General features: G+C 68.2%; 16 protein-coding genes and 1 tRNA gene. 12 read left to right on the forward strand and 5 right to left on the reverse strand.

The features are described from left to right. Positions 1–162 precede the first annotated feature (162 nt). Positions 163–354 (forward strand): type II toxin-antitoxin system HicB family antitoxin, encoded by a 192-nt coding sequence (locus VGK32_20665; GenBank protein HEY3384180.1) that lies wholly within the window; start codon positions 163–165, stop codon positions 352–354. Beyond that, complete coding sequence (locus VGK32_20670) at positions 351–530, forward strand: type II toxin-antitoxin system HicA family toxin (GenBank protein HEY3384181.1); 180 nt, start codon at positions 351–353, stop codon at positions 528–530. The genes VGK32_20665 and VGK32_20670 overlap by 4 nt, the downstream gene beginning before the upstream one ends. Positions 531–867: 337 nt before the next feature. On the opposite strand, the gene VGK32_20675 is transcribed toward VGK32_20670, so the two are convergent. The 5 genes from VGK32_20675 to gap form a co-directional block, all read right to left on the reverse strand. After that, positions 868–954 (reverse strand) — tRNA-Leu (locus tag VGK32_20675). 117 nt (positions 955–1,071) lie between these two features. After that, positions 1,072–1,377 carry a preprotein translocase subunit SecG gene (gene secG / locus VGK32_20680; GenBank protein ID HEY3384182.1) on the reverse strand — a complete coding sequence of 102 codons (306 nt, stop codon included), beginning with the start codon at positions 1,375–1,377 and terminating at the stop codon, positions 1,072–1,074. A 149-nt stretch (positions 1,378–1,526) separates the two neighbouring features. Further along, positions 1,527–2,294, reverse strand: coding sequence for a triose-phosphate isomerase (tpiA, locus tag VGK32_20685; protein ID HEY3384183.1), 768 nt, complete (start codon positions 2,292–2,294; stop codon positions 1,527–1,529). Between the two features lie 228 nt (positions 2,295–2,522). After that, complete coding sequence (locus VGK32_20690; GenBank protein ID HEY3384184.1) at positions 2,523–3,713, reverse strand: phosphoglycerate kinase; 1,191 nt, start codon at positions 3,711–3,713, stop codon at positions 2,523–2,525. A gap of 17 nt (positions 3,714–3,730) precedes the next feature. Beyond that, on the reverse strand, positions 3,731–4,738 hold the full coding sequence (gene gap, locus VGK32_20695; GenBank protein ID HEY3384185.1) for a type I glyceraldehyde-3-phosphate dehydrogenase: 1,008 nt from the start codon (positions 4,736–4,738) through the stop codon (positions 3,731–3,733). A gap of 117 nt (positions 4,739–4,855) precedes the next feature. On the opposite strand from gap, the gene VGK32_20700 reads away from it, so the two are divergent. The 10 genes from VGK32_20700 to VGK32_20745 all read left to right on the forward strand — a co-directional run bounded on the left by VGK32_20700 (position 4,856) and on the right by VGK32_20745 (position 14,840). Then, entirely contained in the window at positions 4,856–6,250 is a 1,395-nt protein-coding gene (locus tag VGK32_20700) for a 3-deoxy-D-manno-octulosonic acid transferase (protein HEY3384186.1), read from the forward strand. A gap of 20 nt (positions 6,251–6,270) precedes the next feature. Further along, complete coding sequence (gene lpxK / locus VGK32_20705; protein ID HEY3384187.1) at positions 6,271–7,275, forward strand: tetraacyldisaccharide 4'-kinase; 1,005 nt, start codon at positions 6,271–6,273, stop codon at positions 7,273–7,275. A gap of 69 nt (positions 7,276–7,344) precedes the next feature. After that, on the forward strand, positions 7,345–8,292 hold the full coding sequence (locus VGK32_20710; protein ID HEY3384188.1) for a lysophospholipid acyltransferase family protein: 948 nt from the start codon (positions 7,345–7,347) through the stop codon (positions 8,290–8,292). Next, positions 8,292–9,344 (forward strand): lipopolysaccharide heptosyltransferase II, encoded by a 1,053-nt coding sequence (waaF, locus tag VGK32_20715; GenBank protein ID HEY3384189.1) that lies wholly within the window; start codon positions 8,292–8,294, stop codon positions 9,342–9,344. Before VGK32_20710 ends, waaF begins: the two co-directional genes overlap by 1 nt. Before the next feature lie 41 nt (positions 9,345–9,385). After that, positions 9,386–9,964 (forward strand): HAD family hydrolase, encoded by a 579-nt coding sequence (locus VGK32_20720; protein HEY3384190.1) that lies wholly within the window; start codon positions 9,386–9,388, stop codon positions 9,962–9,964. A 32-nt stretch (positions 9,965–9,996) separates the two neighbouring features. Continuing rightward, the gene (locus VGK32_20725; GenBank protein ID HEY3384191.1) at positions 9,997–11,055 is read left to right on the forward strand and encodes a PfkB family carbohydrate kinase; all 1,059 of its coding nucleotides are present in this window, start codon (positions 9,997–9,999) and stop codon (positions 11,053–11,055) included. Beyond that, positions 11,052–11,525 (forward strand): adenylyltransferase/cytidyltransferase family protein, encoded by a 474-nt coding sequence (locus VGK32_20730; protein HEY3384192.1) that lies wholly within the window; start codon positions 11,052–11,054, stop codon positions 11,523–11,525. Before VGK32_20725 ends, VGK32_20730 begins: the two co-directional genes overlap by 4 nt. A gap of 39 nt (positions 11,526–11,564) precedes the next feature. Continuing rightward, entirely contained in the window at positions 11,565–13,292 is a 1,728-nt protein-coding gene (gene asnB, locus VGK32_20735; GenBank protein ID HEY3384193.1) for an asparagine synthase B, read from the forward strand. Beyond that, positions 13,289–14,329, forward strand: coding sequence for a glycosyltransferase family 9 protein (locus VGK32_20740; protein HEY3384194.1), 1,041 nt, complete (start codon positions 13,289–13,291; stop codon positions 14,327–14,329). Before asnB ends, VGK32_20740 begins: the two co-directional genes overlap by 4 nt. Next, positions 14,322–14,840 (forward strand): isoprenylcysteine carboxylmethyltransferase family protein, encoded by a 519-nt coding sequence (locus VGK32_20745; protein ID HEY3384195.1) that lies wholly within the window; start codon positions 14,322–14,324, stop codon positions 14,838–14,840. The genes VGK32_20740 and VGK32_20745 overlap by 8 nt, the downstream gene beginning before the upstream one ends. Positions 14,841–14,843: the final 3 nt, after the last annotated feature.

Raw genomic sequence — 14,843 nt, forward strand, 5'->3', positions numbered from 1 at the left:
GGGCCGTGAAATGGGGCTTCTGCAACCATCGCTTCCTCGGCGAGTTGAGCGGGTTCCTCGCTCTATTGCGAGGAGCCCCGCCCTTCGGGGCACTGATGCAGTTTGAGCCTTCGGCGGTGCGGATCTAGAATAGGGACGGTATCGGGCAGAAAGGACGTGGCCATGCCGCAGCGGCTGACGATGGTCTACTGGAAGGGCGAGCAGATGTGGCTTGGCAAGCTGCTCGAATTCCCTGACGTCATGACGCAGGGAGAAACGGTTGAGGAGCTCGAGGAGAACATCAAGGACGCCTATCGCGTGCTCATCCTCGAGGACGTGCCGGCCGATCACCTGACAAAAGAGATCGCTGTGTGAAGCGCGCGGAGCTGATCCGGCAACTCACCGAGGCCGGTTGCGTTCTGCTCCGGCACGGCGGTCGGCACGACGCGTACGTCAACCCCCTCACCGGACAGAAGCAACCGATCCCCAGACACGCGGAGATCGACGAGCATCTCGCGCGGCATATCAGGAAGTACCTCGGCGTGAAGTAGGGGCGAGCCGAACTGGCTCGGCGGTACGCCTACGCGTGTACCTGGCTTGGAGGTCCGCCTTCGCGCCTTCGCGCTTCGGCGGGACAGCCTTCGCATAGCTGGGTGGCTTGCCCGGACGAACCTTGCTGGGACGGAGGTGCGCCCTTCGACTCGCAGGTTCGTGGCCTGCCATGAGCGTGGCCGGCGCGAAGTGGGTGGGAATTGAGGTCCGCCGCCGCAACGCTTCGGGAGGCCGTCGTGCCTCGCGTTGCTTTGGCGGGACAGCCTTCGCATGTCTTGCTGGCTTGCCCAGCCGAAGCTCACCGAGGTGAGCGGCAAGCCGACGGTGAGCGAAGGCTGGTGCGGAAGGGGGGATTCGAACCCCCACGCCCTTGCGGGCGCCAGCCCCTCAAGCTGGTGCGTCTGCCAGTTCCGCCACTTCCGCAAATGAGGGACGAACGCGAGAACCGAAATCGTATCAGACCTGCGGGCCGCTCGACAACCGCCGATCTGCGTCCTTCTCCCGGCCCGAGCGCGAAGCCTGGAGCCGAGAGCCCGGTCTCTACTTCTTCGCTGGCGTCGCGGGCGCGCTCACCGGGAGCGACTTGCCCGTCAGGACCGACGACGACCCACCGCGCTGCCAGGCGATGCCCAGAACAATCGACCCGACGATGAACAACACCGCGGCCACCGTGGTGATCCGGGTGAGCAGCGTCGCGCCAGCCCGGGCACCAAACGCCGTCTGGCTGCCGGCCCCGCCGAAGGCGCTGGCGATGTCACCGCCGCGTCCCTGCTGGAGCAGGATCACCATCAGGAGCACGAGACAGACGAGGACGTAGAGGATGCTGATAGCGTATTGGAAAACCACGGCTGCTGATCCCAACCGGCCGGCCCGATCGACCACGATCGGAATGGCCTCGTTCGCGGATGCGATGTCAGTACGTCACCGCAACGGCTCGGTATTGCCGAGATGCATCGGTCGCAGCATGGCCCCGCACCATGCTCGCAAACCACATATTATATCCTGCCGGGCCGGCTCGCCGCCACGATTTCGCTGAATGCGCGCGGATCGAGACTGGCGCCGCCGACCAGTGCCCCGTCCACGTCCGCCTGGCTGACCAGTTCGCGGGTGTTCGCCGGCTTCACGCTCCCACCGTAGATCACGCGACAGGCGTCCGCGGCTTCCGCGCCGAACCACTCCCGCAGCCGCAGACGGATGTGCGCGTGCGCTTCCTGCGCCTGCGCCGACGTCGCGTTGCGTCCCGTTCCGATGGCCCACACCGGCTCGTACGCCACGGCCAGCGACGCCACCTGTTCGGCCGACAGGCCGTCGAGCCCGCGCTTCACGTGCCGATCGAGGACCGCGAGCGTCTTCCCCTGTTCGCGCTCGTCGAGCGTCTCGCCGATGCAGACGATGGGCGTGAGGCCACCCGCGAGCGCAGCCTTCGTCTTCCTGTTGACCTGCTCGTCGGTCTCGCCGAACTTCGTGCGCCGCTCGGAGTGCCCGACGATCACGTAGCGCGCACCGGCCTCCTTCAGCATGCCAACGCTCACCTCGCCGGTGAAGGCGCCTTCTGCCTCCCAGTAGACGTTCTGACCGGCGATGCCGATGCGCGTGCCCTTCACGGCCTCGGCCGCCGCATGGATGGCCGTGAACGGTGGCGCGAGAACGATCTCGACGTCGTCAATCCCGGCGACGAGCAGGTGAAAGTCGTATCCGTAGGCCGAGGCCTCCCGGATCGACTTGAACATCTTCCAGTTGGCGGCGACGAACGGGATGCGCATGAAAACCTCAGGTGCTAGGGGTGCTGAAGGTGCCAGAGCTGCTTCACGTGCAGTGCCAATCGTGCCACAGGTGCTGGGGGTGGGGGTGCCGAAGGTGCGGTGCTGCGGGTGCTAGCACGTCCAGCACCCGCACCCTCAGCACCAACAGCACTTGTGGCACCTGCAGCACTGGACCTTCAGCACCTGCAGCACCCGTGGCACCTCCAGCACCTGCAGTGTGCTGTCCGGCTACTTTTCTGCGAGCGCCTCGACGCCAGGCAGCGTCCTCCCGCCGAGGAACTCGAGCGAGGCGCCGCCGCCGGTCGAGATGTGGGTGATGCGGCCGGCCACGCCCGCCCTGGTCACGGCAGACACCGAATCGCCGCCGCCCACAATCGTCGTTCCCTTCACGTCGGCGACCGCCCTGGCCACCGCGTTGGTGCCCTCGTCGAACGGCGGCATCTCGAACACGCCCATCGGGCCGTTCCAGATCACGGTGCGCGCCATCGAGACGAGCTGCGTGTAGGCCGCGATTGTCTTCGGCCCGATATCCACGCCCATCCGGTCGCCGATCGCCGGATCGTCCACGTTCAGCGTGGCGTGCGCTGCGCCCGCTTCGAGTTTCTCGACCACGACGTGATCGGACGGGAGGAGCAGGCGGACCTGCCGCTCGGCGGCATGCCCGGTAATGCGACGGGCGGCCTCGAGCTTGTCGTCCTCGACCAGAGACTTACCGACCGGCAACTGCCGGGCCTTCAGGAAGGTGTAGGCCATCGCGCCGCCGATGGCGAGCGCGTTCACGCGGCCGAGGAGGTTCTCGATGACCTCGATCTTGTCGGACACCTTCGCGCCGCCGAGAATCGCGATGAACGGCCGGTCGGGCGATCCGAGCGCATGGCCCAGGTACTGGACCTCCTTCTCCATCAGCAGGCCTGCCGCCGCCTGCGGCAGCACCTTCGTGATGGCCTCCACCGAGGCGTGCGCCCGGTGACTCGAGCCGAACGCATCGTTCACGTACGCATTCGCGGGAGCGGCAAGCTGCTTCGCGAATGCGGCGTCGTTCTTCTCCTCCTCGGGGTGGAACCGCAGGTTCTCGAGCAGGACGACGTGGCTCTGATGCGCCGCGCGGTCCACGGCGGCCTGCGCGACCGGGCCGATGCAGTCGTCGGCGAACTCCACCGGCCGATCGAGCAGTTCCGAGAGCCGCGTCGCGACGGGCTTCAGCGTGAAGTCGAGGTTCACCTTGCCCTTGGGGCGTCCCAGGTGCGAGGCGAGGATGACGACGGCGCCGTGATCGAGCGCGTACCGGATCGTCGGCAGCGACGCCTGGATGCGCGTGTCATCCGTGATGCGGCCGTTCTTGATCGGGACGTTGAAGTCCACGCGCATGAACACGCGCTTGCCGGCAAGCGAGAGATCCGCGATGGAGAGCTTCGCCACGGGAAACCTCCTTGCCCCTACAGCCCCTTCTTCTCGATCAGCCGCAGCAGGTCGATGCAACGGCAGGAGTAACCCCACTCGTTGTCGTACCAGGAGAGGACCTTGACGAAGTCGCCGTCCATCACCTTGGTGTACGCCGAGTCGAGCATCGAGGAGTGAGAATTGCCGCGGAAGTCGATCGAGACGAGTGGCGCTGTGACGTACTCGAGGATCCCCTTCAGCGGCCCGTCGGCCGCAGCCTTGAACGCCGCGTTGATCTCTTCGGCCGTGGACTTCTTCGAGATGATGACGACGAGGTCCACCACCGACACGTTCGGCGTCGGCACGCGCATCGCGAACCCGTCCAGCTTGCCCTTCAGTGACGGAATCACCTCGCCCAGCGCCGAGGCCGCCCCGGTCGTCGTCGGAATCATGGACAGCGCGGCGGCGCGCGCGCGCCGCAGGTCCTTGTGCGGCAGGTCGAGGAGGTTCTGATCGTTCGTGTAGGAATGGATGGTCGTCATCCAGCCCTTCACGATTCCGAACTGCTCGTGCAGCACCTTCGCGACCGGCCCCAGGCAGTTGGTCGTGCAGGACGCATTCGAAATGATGTGGTGTTTCGCGGGGTCGTACTTCTCGTCGTTCACACCGAGCACGAGCGTCACGTCCGGGCCCTTCGCTGGCGCCGTGACGATGACCTTCTTCGCCCCGGCGGCGAGATGCTTGGCCGCATCGTCGCGCTTGGTGAACTTGCCGGTCGATTCGAAGACGATGTCGACGCCGAGGTCCTTCCACGGCAGCTCGGCCGGGTCCTTGATCGAGAGAACCTTGAACTCGTCCCCGTCCACGCTGATCGCGCCCGTCTTGGCTTCGACCTTCGACTGCAGGTTGCCGAGCACGGAGTCGTACTTCAGCAGGTGCGCGAGCGTCTCGGCGCTGGTGATGTCGTTGACCGCCACGAAGTCGATGTCGTGGTGGCCGAGCGCGGCCCGCATGATGTTCCGCCCGATGCGGCCGAAACCGTTGATCCCGACCTTGATGGCCATCGATTGCCCTCCAGCAGGAGAAACGACCGCAGCGCAGCGCATGCTGTCTGCCCGAAACCGCCTTATTGTACCCGATCGACCGGCTTGCGGGCCGTCCAAACCGCACGATATACTGCGGTGTTTCTGGGGCTGATCGCACCAGAGCCACTCGAATCAGCCAGCCCGTTGAAACCCGGCCAGATGTATTTCCTCTACACGTGCGTCAGCGTCGTCGCCCTCCTGCTGCTCGGGCCGTACTTCCTGTATCAGGCGGTGCGGTACCGGAAGTACATCACGAACCTGCGCCAGCGGCTGGGCTACCTTCCGGTGTCGTTCAACGTGGACGGTGAAGAATCGATCTGGATCCACGCCGTGTCGGTTGGCGAGGCGCTCACGGCGCGGGCGCTGGTCGGCGAACTGCGCAAGCGCTACCCGCGCATGCGGCTGTTCGTCTCCACGACGACGATTGCCGGCCAGCAGGTGGCCGCACGCGAGATCAAGGACGCCGACGCGCTCTTCTACTTCCCGATCGACTTCAGCTTCATCGTTCAGCGCACGCTGCGGCTCGTCCGGCCCCGGCTGTTCGTGATGATGGAAACCGAGATCTGGCCGAGCCTGCTTCGCGCCTGCTGTCGCGCGGGGGTGCGCACGGTCGTCGCGAACGGACGGATCTCGGCGCGGTCGTACCCGCGCTACCGCTGGGTCCGCCCGTTCTTCCGTCGGGTCCTGGCGGACGTCGATCGGTTCTGCATGCAGTCGAGCGAATCGGCGGAGCGGTTGATCGACCTCGGCGCCGACCCGGCACGCGTGACCGTGACCGGCAATCTCAAGTTCGACGCGCTGCAGGCGCCCGCGACCGCCGGGCAAGAGCGCGGCGGGCATCGCGTGCTGCGGTTCTTCCGCGTGTCCGAGGGACGGCCGGTCATCGTGGCAGGCTCGACGATGCGGGGTGAGGAGATCCTGGTGCTCCGGGCGTTCGAGCGCGCGCGCGCCAGCGTGCCACGGGCCCTGCTCATCGTGGCACCGCGCCACACCGAGCGGTTCGACGAGGTCGAACGGCTCGCGCGGGAAGAGGGGTTCCGGACCGCGCGCCGGACGATGCTGACGATCGACGAAGAACCCGCGGCGGACGTGGTCGTGCTCGACACGATCGGCGAACTCGCCCACTTGTACCGGCTGGCGACGCTCGTGTTCGTCGGCGGCAGCCTCGTGTCCACGGGTGGCCACAACATCCTCGAGCCGGCGGTCTACGGGCGGCCGATCCTTTTCGGTCCGCACATGCAGAACTTCAAGGAAATCGCGGCGACGTTTCTCGAGGCGGACGCCGCTGTCCAGGTGGGAGACGAGCGGGAACTGGGATCGGTCTTCCGCGACCTGCTGGACGACGAGTCGCGGCGCGCGCGGATGGGTGGCGCGGCACGGGCGATCATCGACGCCAGCCACGGGGCGCGTGAACGGACGCTGTCGGTCATCGCGGAACTGCTGCCGCCGGGCGAAGGGCCGACGGTGCGTTCCTTCCGGCTCGTGAAGTAGGATGGGCCACTGAGGATGACGTGAACCTGGCGAGTACGATCTACGCAGGGGCCGCACGCGCGCGGCGACGGTGGTACGCGCGGCACGCCGAGGCGCGCCGGCGGCTCGCTCGGCCGGTCATCAGCGTCGGCAACATCAGCGCGGGGGGCAGCGGCAAGACGCCGGTGGCCGCCTTCGTGGCGCACCTGCTGCTGGCACTTGGCGAGCGGCCGTCGATCCTCACGCGCGGGTATGCCCGCCGGACACCGTCGGACGGCGTCACGGTGGTGAGCGACGGCCAGCGGGAGCTCGCCGGCGTCGATCGCGCCGGCGACGAGCCGCTGATGCTCGCCAGGCAACTGCCGGGCGTGCCGGTGTTCGTCTCGGCTGATCGCTTCCTGGCAGGGTGTCTCGCCGAACGGCGATTCGGCTGCACGGTCCATGTGTTGGACGACGGGTTCCAGCACTTTCAGCTGGAACGGGATGTCGACCTGGTGCTGATCTCGCCGGACGACATCAGCCACCCCGTCACGCTCCCGTCGGGGCGCCTGCGCGAGCCGCTCGACGCGGCCAGAGCCGCGGACGCCGTGATTGTCTCGGATGCGGACGAAGCGGCCGCCATGTCGGTCGGTCGGACACTGAGCGCGGCGCACGTCTTCCGGCTGACGCGCAGGCTTGGGATCCCGCAGTTCGTGGAGCCCCCCGCAGGAATGGACGGATCGCCCGGGCCTGGCACCCGGGTGTTGGGGGTCGCCGGCCTTGCACGACCGGAGCGGTTCTTCGCGGCACTTGCGGCAGAGCGATGGGTGGTCGCCGACACGATGGCATTTGCGGACCACCACGCGTTCACCGCGACCGACGTTCGGCGGATCGCCGGCGCCATGAGCCAGGCGGGCGCGGCGATCGTGATGACAACCGAGAAGGATCTGATGCGGCTGCTGCCGCTCTGCCCGCTGCCGGTGCCCGTCGCGTGGGTCCCGCTCGAGGTGAGCGTCGAGCCGGCTGCCGAATTCTCGGCCTGGCTGCGCGGGCACGTGGGCCACTGAGCCACCGGGCCGTGTCGTCTCTCTACCCCTGTCCGTCTTTGTGCCTCTGTGGCCAGGTGAGGAAGGTCATTGCGTCATCGTCTCGAATACCTGCTCGTGGCCTTCGTGGCCTTTGTCATCCGGTGGCTGCCGTGGCCCGTTGTCACCGCCATGGGCCGGGGCGTCGGCACGCTGTTCCATGCCTTCGACGTGACGCACCGTCGCGTGGCGCTCGCGAATCTCGCCCGCGCGTTTCCGACGCGGACGCTCGTCGAGCGCCGGGCGATTGCCCGCGCCGTCTTTCGCCATTTCGGCAGCATGCTCTTCGAGCTGCTCAAGTTCGGGGCGCTGCCGCCAGAGGAGATGCTCGATCGGGTGGAGTTCGAAGGCGCGGACCGCGCGCGCCAGGCCTACGCGGCCGGCCATGGCGTGTTCTTCCTGACCGGCCACTTCGGATGCTGGGAGGTCAACGGCCTCGTCCACGCCCTGCACCTCGCGCCGATCGGCCTGATGGCACGCCCGCTCGACAATCCGTTCCTGAACGGCCTGCTCGAGCGTGTCCGGCAGGCGACGGGCAACTGGGTGATCTACCGGCGCGGCGGCATTCGTCGGACCTTGCGGGCGCTCGAGTCGGGGCAGGGCGTGGCGATTCTGATCGACCAGCACGTGCACGGTCCCGACGCGACGCATGTCGATTTCTTCAATCGCCCGGCCTCGACGACCACCGCGCTGGCCGCGCTCGCCCTTCGGACCGGTGCGCCCGTGATCCCGGTGTTCGCGATTCCGGTCGCCGCTGGCCGGTATCGGATGATCTACGAGCATGCGGTGGAATTGCCGAAGCCCGACTCGCCGGACGCCATCCGTGAATTCACGCAGCGCTGCACCGACGTGCTCGAGATGTACGTCCGCAGGTATCCGGAGCAGTGGCTGTGGATGCATCGCCGGTGGCGCGAGCCCGAGAACGCGGCGATGCACGTGAAGGGGATGTTCCCCGCCGCCCGACGCGAGAACGACGTCGACGACAAGGTCCCCGACTGATGCCTGCCCGCATCGTCGTCCTCTCGCCGAACTGGCTGGGCGACGCCGTCATGGCGCTGCCGGCGCTCTGTGCGATCAGAGGTGAGTACCCGGAGGATCGATTGGTCGTGGCGGCGCGCGCCTCCATCGCCGGCATGTTTCGAATGGTCCCGGGCGTGGACGACGTCGTGACGCTCGACGCCGGCGGCGGCTGGCGCGGGGCGGCGGGTTGGGCGAGCGATGCGCGGGCCCTCGCGGCGGCGCGGGCGGATGTGGCGATTCTGCTGCCGAATTCCTTTCGCAGCGCATGGATCGCACGGCGCGCCGGCATCGCGGAGCGATGGGGGTTCTCGGGCGACCTCCGGGGGCGGCTCCTGACTCGGCCCATGGCGCGCCCTCAGGGACCGTTGCACCAGGCCGACTACTACCGGGCGCTGATCTCGGCGCTGGGCATCGCGGCCTCGTCCGACACGGCGCGCGTGAAGGTGCCGGCCGATGCCGGCCAGCGCGCCGATGAACTTCTCGCGCGCCATGGTATCGAGCAGGGGACGGTCATGGTCGGGATGGCTCCGGGTGCCGCGTACGGACGCGCCAAGCAGTGGCCGCCGGATCGCTACGCGCGCCTCGTGGCGCGCCTGTTCGAACGCTACGGGGCCCGGTCCGTGCTCGTCGGCAGTCGAGGCGACCGCCAGGCGGGCGAGGACATCGCGGGGCCGGGACACTCTCTCCGTCTCGCGGGTCGGGGTATCGTCGATCTGATCGGCCAGACCGATCTTCCGCTCCTCGTCGCGGTCATGTCGCGGTGTCGCGCGTTCGTCTCGAACGACTCCGGGGCGATGCACCTGGCTGCGGCCGTCGGTGTGCCGGTGACCGCCATCTTCGGGTCGACCGACGAGCGTGGGACCGCGCCGCTTCCGGCCGCGGCCCCCGCGGTTCCGCCGCATGAGATACTCTCTTGTGCGGTGTGGTGCCGCCCGTGCATGCTGCGCGAATGCCCGATCGACCACCGCTGCATGACCGGAGTCGACCCGGACCACGTCGCCGACGCCGTCGGCCGCCAGATCCGGCGGTAGCGGCCGGTGGTGGCCCGCCCGCAGCCGAGAGCCGAGAGCCTATGAGACCCGCAGTCTTCCTCGACCGTGACGGCACCGTGATCGAGGAGGTGGGATATCTGAACCGCCTCGATCGCGTGGCGTTCTTTCCCTGGACCGTGGACGCGATTCGGGTGCTGAACGAGTCAGGGTTCCTCGTGGTCGTCGTCACGAACCAGGCCGGCGTGGCCCGGGGCTACTTCGAGGACGCGTTCGTCAAGGAGACCCACGCGTTCATCGATGGGCGACTGCGCGGCGGCCGCGCGCGGATCGACGCGTACTATTACTGTCCGCATCATCCGGACGGGCTCGTGCCCGAGTTCACGCGGCCGTGCGAATGTCGCAAGCCGAAACCCGGGCTGATCCATCGAGCGGCCCGCGACCTGGACATCGATCTCGCGCATTCGTTCGTGGTCGGCGATCGCTGGCTGGACGTCGAACTCGGCCGTGCGGCCGGAACGCGCACCGTCCTCGTGCGAACCGGCTACGGCTCGGACGAGGAAGCCCGTCCGCAGGATTCCGCTCCGGCCGATCACGTCGCCGACAACCTGATGGCTGCCGCAGCCTGGATCCTGAGTCAGCCGACCGATACCGAAACCTGATTCTCAATTCCGTATTCTGGCTCCTGGCTCCTATGAAGACCGCCCGCCCCGTTCAATCGCTGTCCGGCGAGCGCGAGCGTCAGACGCGCCTGCTCACGCTCGTCGACGGTTTCGGCCGCCGCCGCGTCGCGGTCGTCGGTGACATCGTTGCCGACGAATTCCTGACGGGGCAGATCTCGCGCGTGTCGCGCGAAGCGCCAGTGCTCATCCTCCGGTACGATGCCACGCGAATCGTGCCGGGCGGGGGAGGCAACGCGGCGAACAACGTGGCCGCGCTCGGCGGCCGAGTGGATCTGTTCGGGCTGCTGGGGAACGACGAGGCAGGGCGCGCGCTGCGGAAGGCCTTTCCGGGCGGTGTGCGCCAGACCGGCGTGATGCGCTCGCCCGGGTACCGGACTCCCACGAAGACCCGCGTCCTCGCCGGTGGGATTCACTCGGCCAAGCAGCAGATCGTGCGGATCGACCGCGAGCCGTCCGGGTCGCCGTCGGCGGACGTGGTGCGCGCGTTCACCGCGAAGGTGCTCGACGCCATCGACGACGCGGACGCGGTGCTGCTGTCCGACTACGGATACGGACTCGTGACGCCGGCCCTGGCCGAGGCGATCGACACGAGGCTGAAGCGGTCCGCCCGTCGTCGGCACGTGCCCGTGCTCGTCGATTCGCGCTACAACCTCGGCGCCTACCGGGGCCTGAGCGCGTGCACGCCGAACGAGCCGGAAGTGGAGCAACTGCTCGGTGTGCGCATCAACGACGATCCGGACACACTCGAGCGCGCAGGCCGCGCGATGCTCCGGCGACAGCGCATGCAGGCGGTGTTGATCACCCGCGGCAGCCGCGGGATGGCGCTGTTCGAGCCGAAGGCGCCGACCGTCCACATCCCGATCTTCGGGAGCGACGAGATCGCCGATGTCACCGGCGCCGGCGACACCGTGATGGCGACGATGGCGCTGGCGCTCGCGACGGGGGCATCGTTCGATGAAGCGGCGCGCCTGGCGAACTACGCGGGCGGGATCGTCGTGATGAAACGCGGCACGGCCACCGTCTCGGCCGACGAGCTGCGGCAGGCCGTCATCTCCGACCTTTCGGCATGAGCCTCATCGTCAGCGAATCGGAGCTCGACACCCTTGTCGCCGCCGACCGCGCGGCCGGGCGCACGCTTGCGTTCGCCAACGGCTGCTTCGACGTGCTGCACGTCGGGCACGTCCGGTACCTGGCCGGTGCCGCGGCCGAGGCCGACCGGCTGATCGTGGCGGTGAACGACGATGCGGCCGTCCGGCGGCTGAAGGGGCCAGGGCGTCCGGTGCTCGCGGCCGGGGCGCGCGCCGAACTCGTGGCGGCGCTGCGCGGCGTGGACTACGTGGTGATCTTCCCCGACCCGACCGTCGCGCGGCTGCTCGAGCGTTTCCGCCCCGATGTCCACTGCAAGGGGACCGACTACACCGTGGACACCGTGCCGGAGCGCGACACCGTGCGCGCGTACGGCGGGCGCATCGCGATCGTCGGCGATTCGAAGCACCACTCGACGACCGGGCTGCTCGAGCGGGTCAGGCGCGGCGATTGATCGGTGGCGGGCCGTCGGGCCCGCGAGGAGGAGGCTCTCATGTGCGGCATCCTGACGATTCTCAACATCGACGGGACGCGCTCCAATCCAGCCGAATTGCGCCGTCAGGCGCTGGTCATGGCCAAGAAGCTCCGCCATCGCGGCCCGGACTGGAGCGGCATCTACAGTGACGAGCACGCCGTGCTGGCCCACGAGCGGCTGTCGATCGTGGACGTCGAACACGGGGCACAACCGCTGATCGATCGCCTCGAAGGCACGGTGCTCTCGGTGAACGGGGAAATCTACAATCACAAGGCCCTGCAGCGGGGCCTGCGGCGCCCCCACGATTTCCAGACGCTGTCGGACTGCGAGGTCATCCTCTACCTCTACGACGAACTGCCGCCGAAGGAGTTCCTGAACCGGATGAACGGGATCTTCGCGTTCGTCATCCACGATCCCAAGCGCAGGACGTTCCTGATTGCGCGCGACCCGATCGGCGTCGTGCCGCTCTACGTCGGGTGGGATCGGCGGGAGAATTTCTACGCCGCGTCCGAGATGAAGGCCCTCGTGGGACACTGCGAGCGGATCCAGGAGTTCCCTCCCGGGCACTACTATCTCGGCCACGAAGCCGAGAAGGGATTCCAGCGCTACTACGAGCCGGCGTGGGCCGAGCCGGGCGTGTATCCGACGACGCCGTACGACCCGGTGATACTCCGCGAGGCGCTGGAAGCCTCGGTCCACCGGCAGTTGATGTGCGATGTGCCGTACGGCGTGCTCATCTCGGGCGGCGTCGATTCGTCGATCATCGCGGCGATCGCGGCGCGGTTCAGCCAGCGGCGGATCGAGGAGGACGACAAGGCGTTGGCGTGGTGGCCCCGCCTGCACTCGTTCGCGGTTGGCCTCGAGGGCGCGCCCGACCTGGCCCCCGCCCGCACCGTCGCCGAGCACATCGGCGCGGTGCACCACGAGATCCAGTTCACCGTGCAGGAGGGCCTCGACGCGTTGTCGGACGTCATCTACCACCTCGAGACGTTCGACATCACGACGATCCGGGCGGCCACGCCGATGTATCTCATGATGCGGAAGATCCGCGCGATGGGCATCAAGATGATCCTGTCGGGCGAGGGGGCCGACGAGGTGTTCGGGGGCTACCTCTACTTTCACAAGGCGCCGAACGGCCACGAGTTGCACGACGAGACGGTGCGCAAGATCCAGAAGCTGCATCTCTACGACTGCCTGCGGGCGAACAAGGCGAGCTGCGCGTGGGGTGTCGAGGCGCGCGTGCCGTATCTCGACCGCGAGTTCCTCGACGTGGCGATGAGTCTCGACCCGGACGTGAAGATTCCGCGCAACGCGCCGCACCCGCGGCCCATCGAGAAGTATCCCCTGCGCAAGGCGTTCGAGGGCTACGTGCCGCACGAGGTGCTGTGGCGGCAGAAGGAGCAGTTCTCCGACGGGGTCGGCTACTCGTGGATCAACTCGCTGAAGGCCACGGCCGAGGGTGAGGTCACCGACGGCATGATGCGGGGCGTGAACGAGCGGTTTCCGACCAAGACGCCGGAGACGAAGGAAGCGTACCTCTATCGGCAGATTTTCGAGCTGCACTTCCCCTCGGCCAGCGCGGTGAACTGCGTGCCGCACGAGCGGAGCGTGGCCTGCAGCACGGCGACGGCGCTGGCATGGGACGCCGCATTCCAGGCGATGGTGGATCCGTCGGGCCGCGCCGTGATGGACGTCCACAACGACAGCCTGAGCCAGGAGCCGGGAGCCCGGGGCCCGAAGCCGTGAAGATTCTCCTCGTCCGCCTCGGCTCGCTTGGCGACATCGTGCACGCGCTGCCCGTGGCGGCGGCACTGCGCGATCGCCACCCCGATGCGCAGATCGACTGGCTGGTCGATGCGCGGTACGCAACCATCCTCGGCCTCGTGCCGGCCATCAGCCGGCGCGTGATCCTGGGACGGTACGAAGGTGGACGCGGTGGCGCGCCGACCGTGCGCGACTGGCTGACGACGATCGCGGCGCTGCGGCGGGAGCGCTACGACGCCGCGGTCGATCTCCAGGGACTGATCAAGTCCGCCCTGTTGGCGCGCCTGTCGGGCGCCCGCCGCGTGATCGGCTTCGGCCGGTCGCACCTGCGTGAGCGGGCCGCCGGCGTCCTCTACTCCGAGACGGTCGATCCGGGAGGCGCGGTTCACGTCGTGGACAAGAACCTGTCCGCGCTTCACGCGTTTGGGATCACGGACGCGCCCCGCCGATTTCCGCTCGTCGTGGGTGATCTGAGTGGCACGGGCGTCTCGCCCGTGCAGGCCCCCGCGGGCGTCCCGCCCGTGGCGTACGCCCTTCTCAATCCCGGGGCCGCGTGGCCGAACAAGCGCTGGCCGGCTGAGCGCTTTGGTGCGATCGCGGTCTGGCTGCACGAGGCGCACGGCCTGCGTTCGCTCGTGCTCTGGGGACCCGGTGAAGAGCGGCTCGCCTCGCGCATCGTCGCCTGTTCGGAGGGGGCGGCCACCCAGTCGCCGCCGACAGGCATCGCCGAAATCCTCGCGCTGGCACGCGGCGCGCGCCTGATGCTCTCCGGCGACACCGGCCCACTTCATCTCGCGGCTGCCGTCGGCACGCCAATCGTCGCGCTCTTCGGTCCGACGATGGCCGAGCGGAACGGGCCATGGGATCCGGGCGACATCTCGCTCTCGCGTTTCGACGAGTGTGTGTGTCACTATCAAAGACGGTGCCGGCGCGACCGGCCCTGTATCGACGACATCACCCTCGAGGACGTGCGTGGAGCGATCGACCGACGCCTTGCCTTCGTCGCCAAACATGCCTGACCTGGCCGCCCGCCTTGCCCGTGTCCGCGTCCCGATCGGGTTCGTGGCGTCGGCTGTCGCCCTGTGGCTGGCACATCCAACGTGGGGATCCATCGCCGTGGGCGGGCCGATCGCCGTGGTGGGCGAGGTCATTCGCGTATGGGCGGCGGGACATCTCGAGAAAGGCCGCGAGGTGACCAAGTCGGGGCCGTACCGCGTGACGGGGCACCCGCTCTATCTCGGGTCGTCGATCATCGGCATCGGCTTCGCGGTGGCGACCTACAGCCTGTGGGTTGTGGCGCTGGCGATCGTCTATCTGGGTGGCACGCTCGGCGCCGCCATCCGGAGCGAAGAAGCGAGCCTGCGCGCGAAGTTCGGGCGCGAATACGTGGAGTACCGACAGGGACGGACGACTGACGCCACGCGTCGATTCAGTCTGGCGCGGGCGATGAGGAATCGGGAGTATCGGGCGATCGTCGGCCTCGCGGCCGCCCTGATTCTGCTCGTGCTCAAAGCGTACCTGATGCTATAATCG

The organism is Vicinamibacterales bacterium (assembly GCA_036504215.1).
Classification (GTDB): Bacteria; Acidobacteriota; Vicinamibacteria; order Vicinamibacterales; family Fen-181; genus FEN-299.

Bases quoted from the DNA above. Each gene is read 5' to 3' on its own strand.
- VGK32_20665 (HEY3384180.1), top strand. From the start codon at position 163: ATGCCGCAGCGGCTGACGATGGTCTACTGGAAGGGCGAGCAGATGTGG.
- tpiA (HEY3384183.1), bottom strand. From the start codon at position 2,294: ATGCGCATCCCGTTCGTCGCCGCCAACTGGAAGATGTTCAAGTCGATC.
- gap (HEY3384185.1), bottom strand. From the start codon at position 4,738: ATGGCCATCAAGGTCGGGATCAACGGTTTCGGCCGCATCGGGCGGAAC.
- waaF (HEY3384189.1), top strand. From the start codon at position 8,292: ATGCCTGCCCGCATCGTCGTCCTCTCGCCGAACTGGCTGGGCGACGCC.
- VGK32_20720 (HEY3384190.1), top strand. From the start codon at position 9,386: ATGAGACCCGCAGTCTTCCTCGACCGTGACGGCACCGTGATCGAGGAG.
- VGK32_20725 (HEY3384191.1), top strand. From the start codon at position 9,997: ATGAAGACCGCCCGCCCCGTTCAATCGCTGTCCGGCGAGCGCGAGCGT.
- VGK32_20730 (HEY3384192.1), top strand. From the start codon at position 11,052: ATGAGCCTCATCGTCAGCGAATCGGAGCTCGACACCCTTGTCGCCGCC.
- asnB (HEY3384193.1), top strand. From the start codon at position 11,565: ATGTGCGGCATCCTGACGATTCTCAACATCGACGGGACGCGCTCCAAT.
- VGK32_20745 (HEY3384195.1), top strand. From the start codon at position 14,322: ATGCCTGACCTGGCCGCCCGCCTTGCCCGTGTCCGCGTCCCGATCGGG.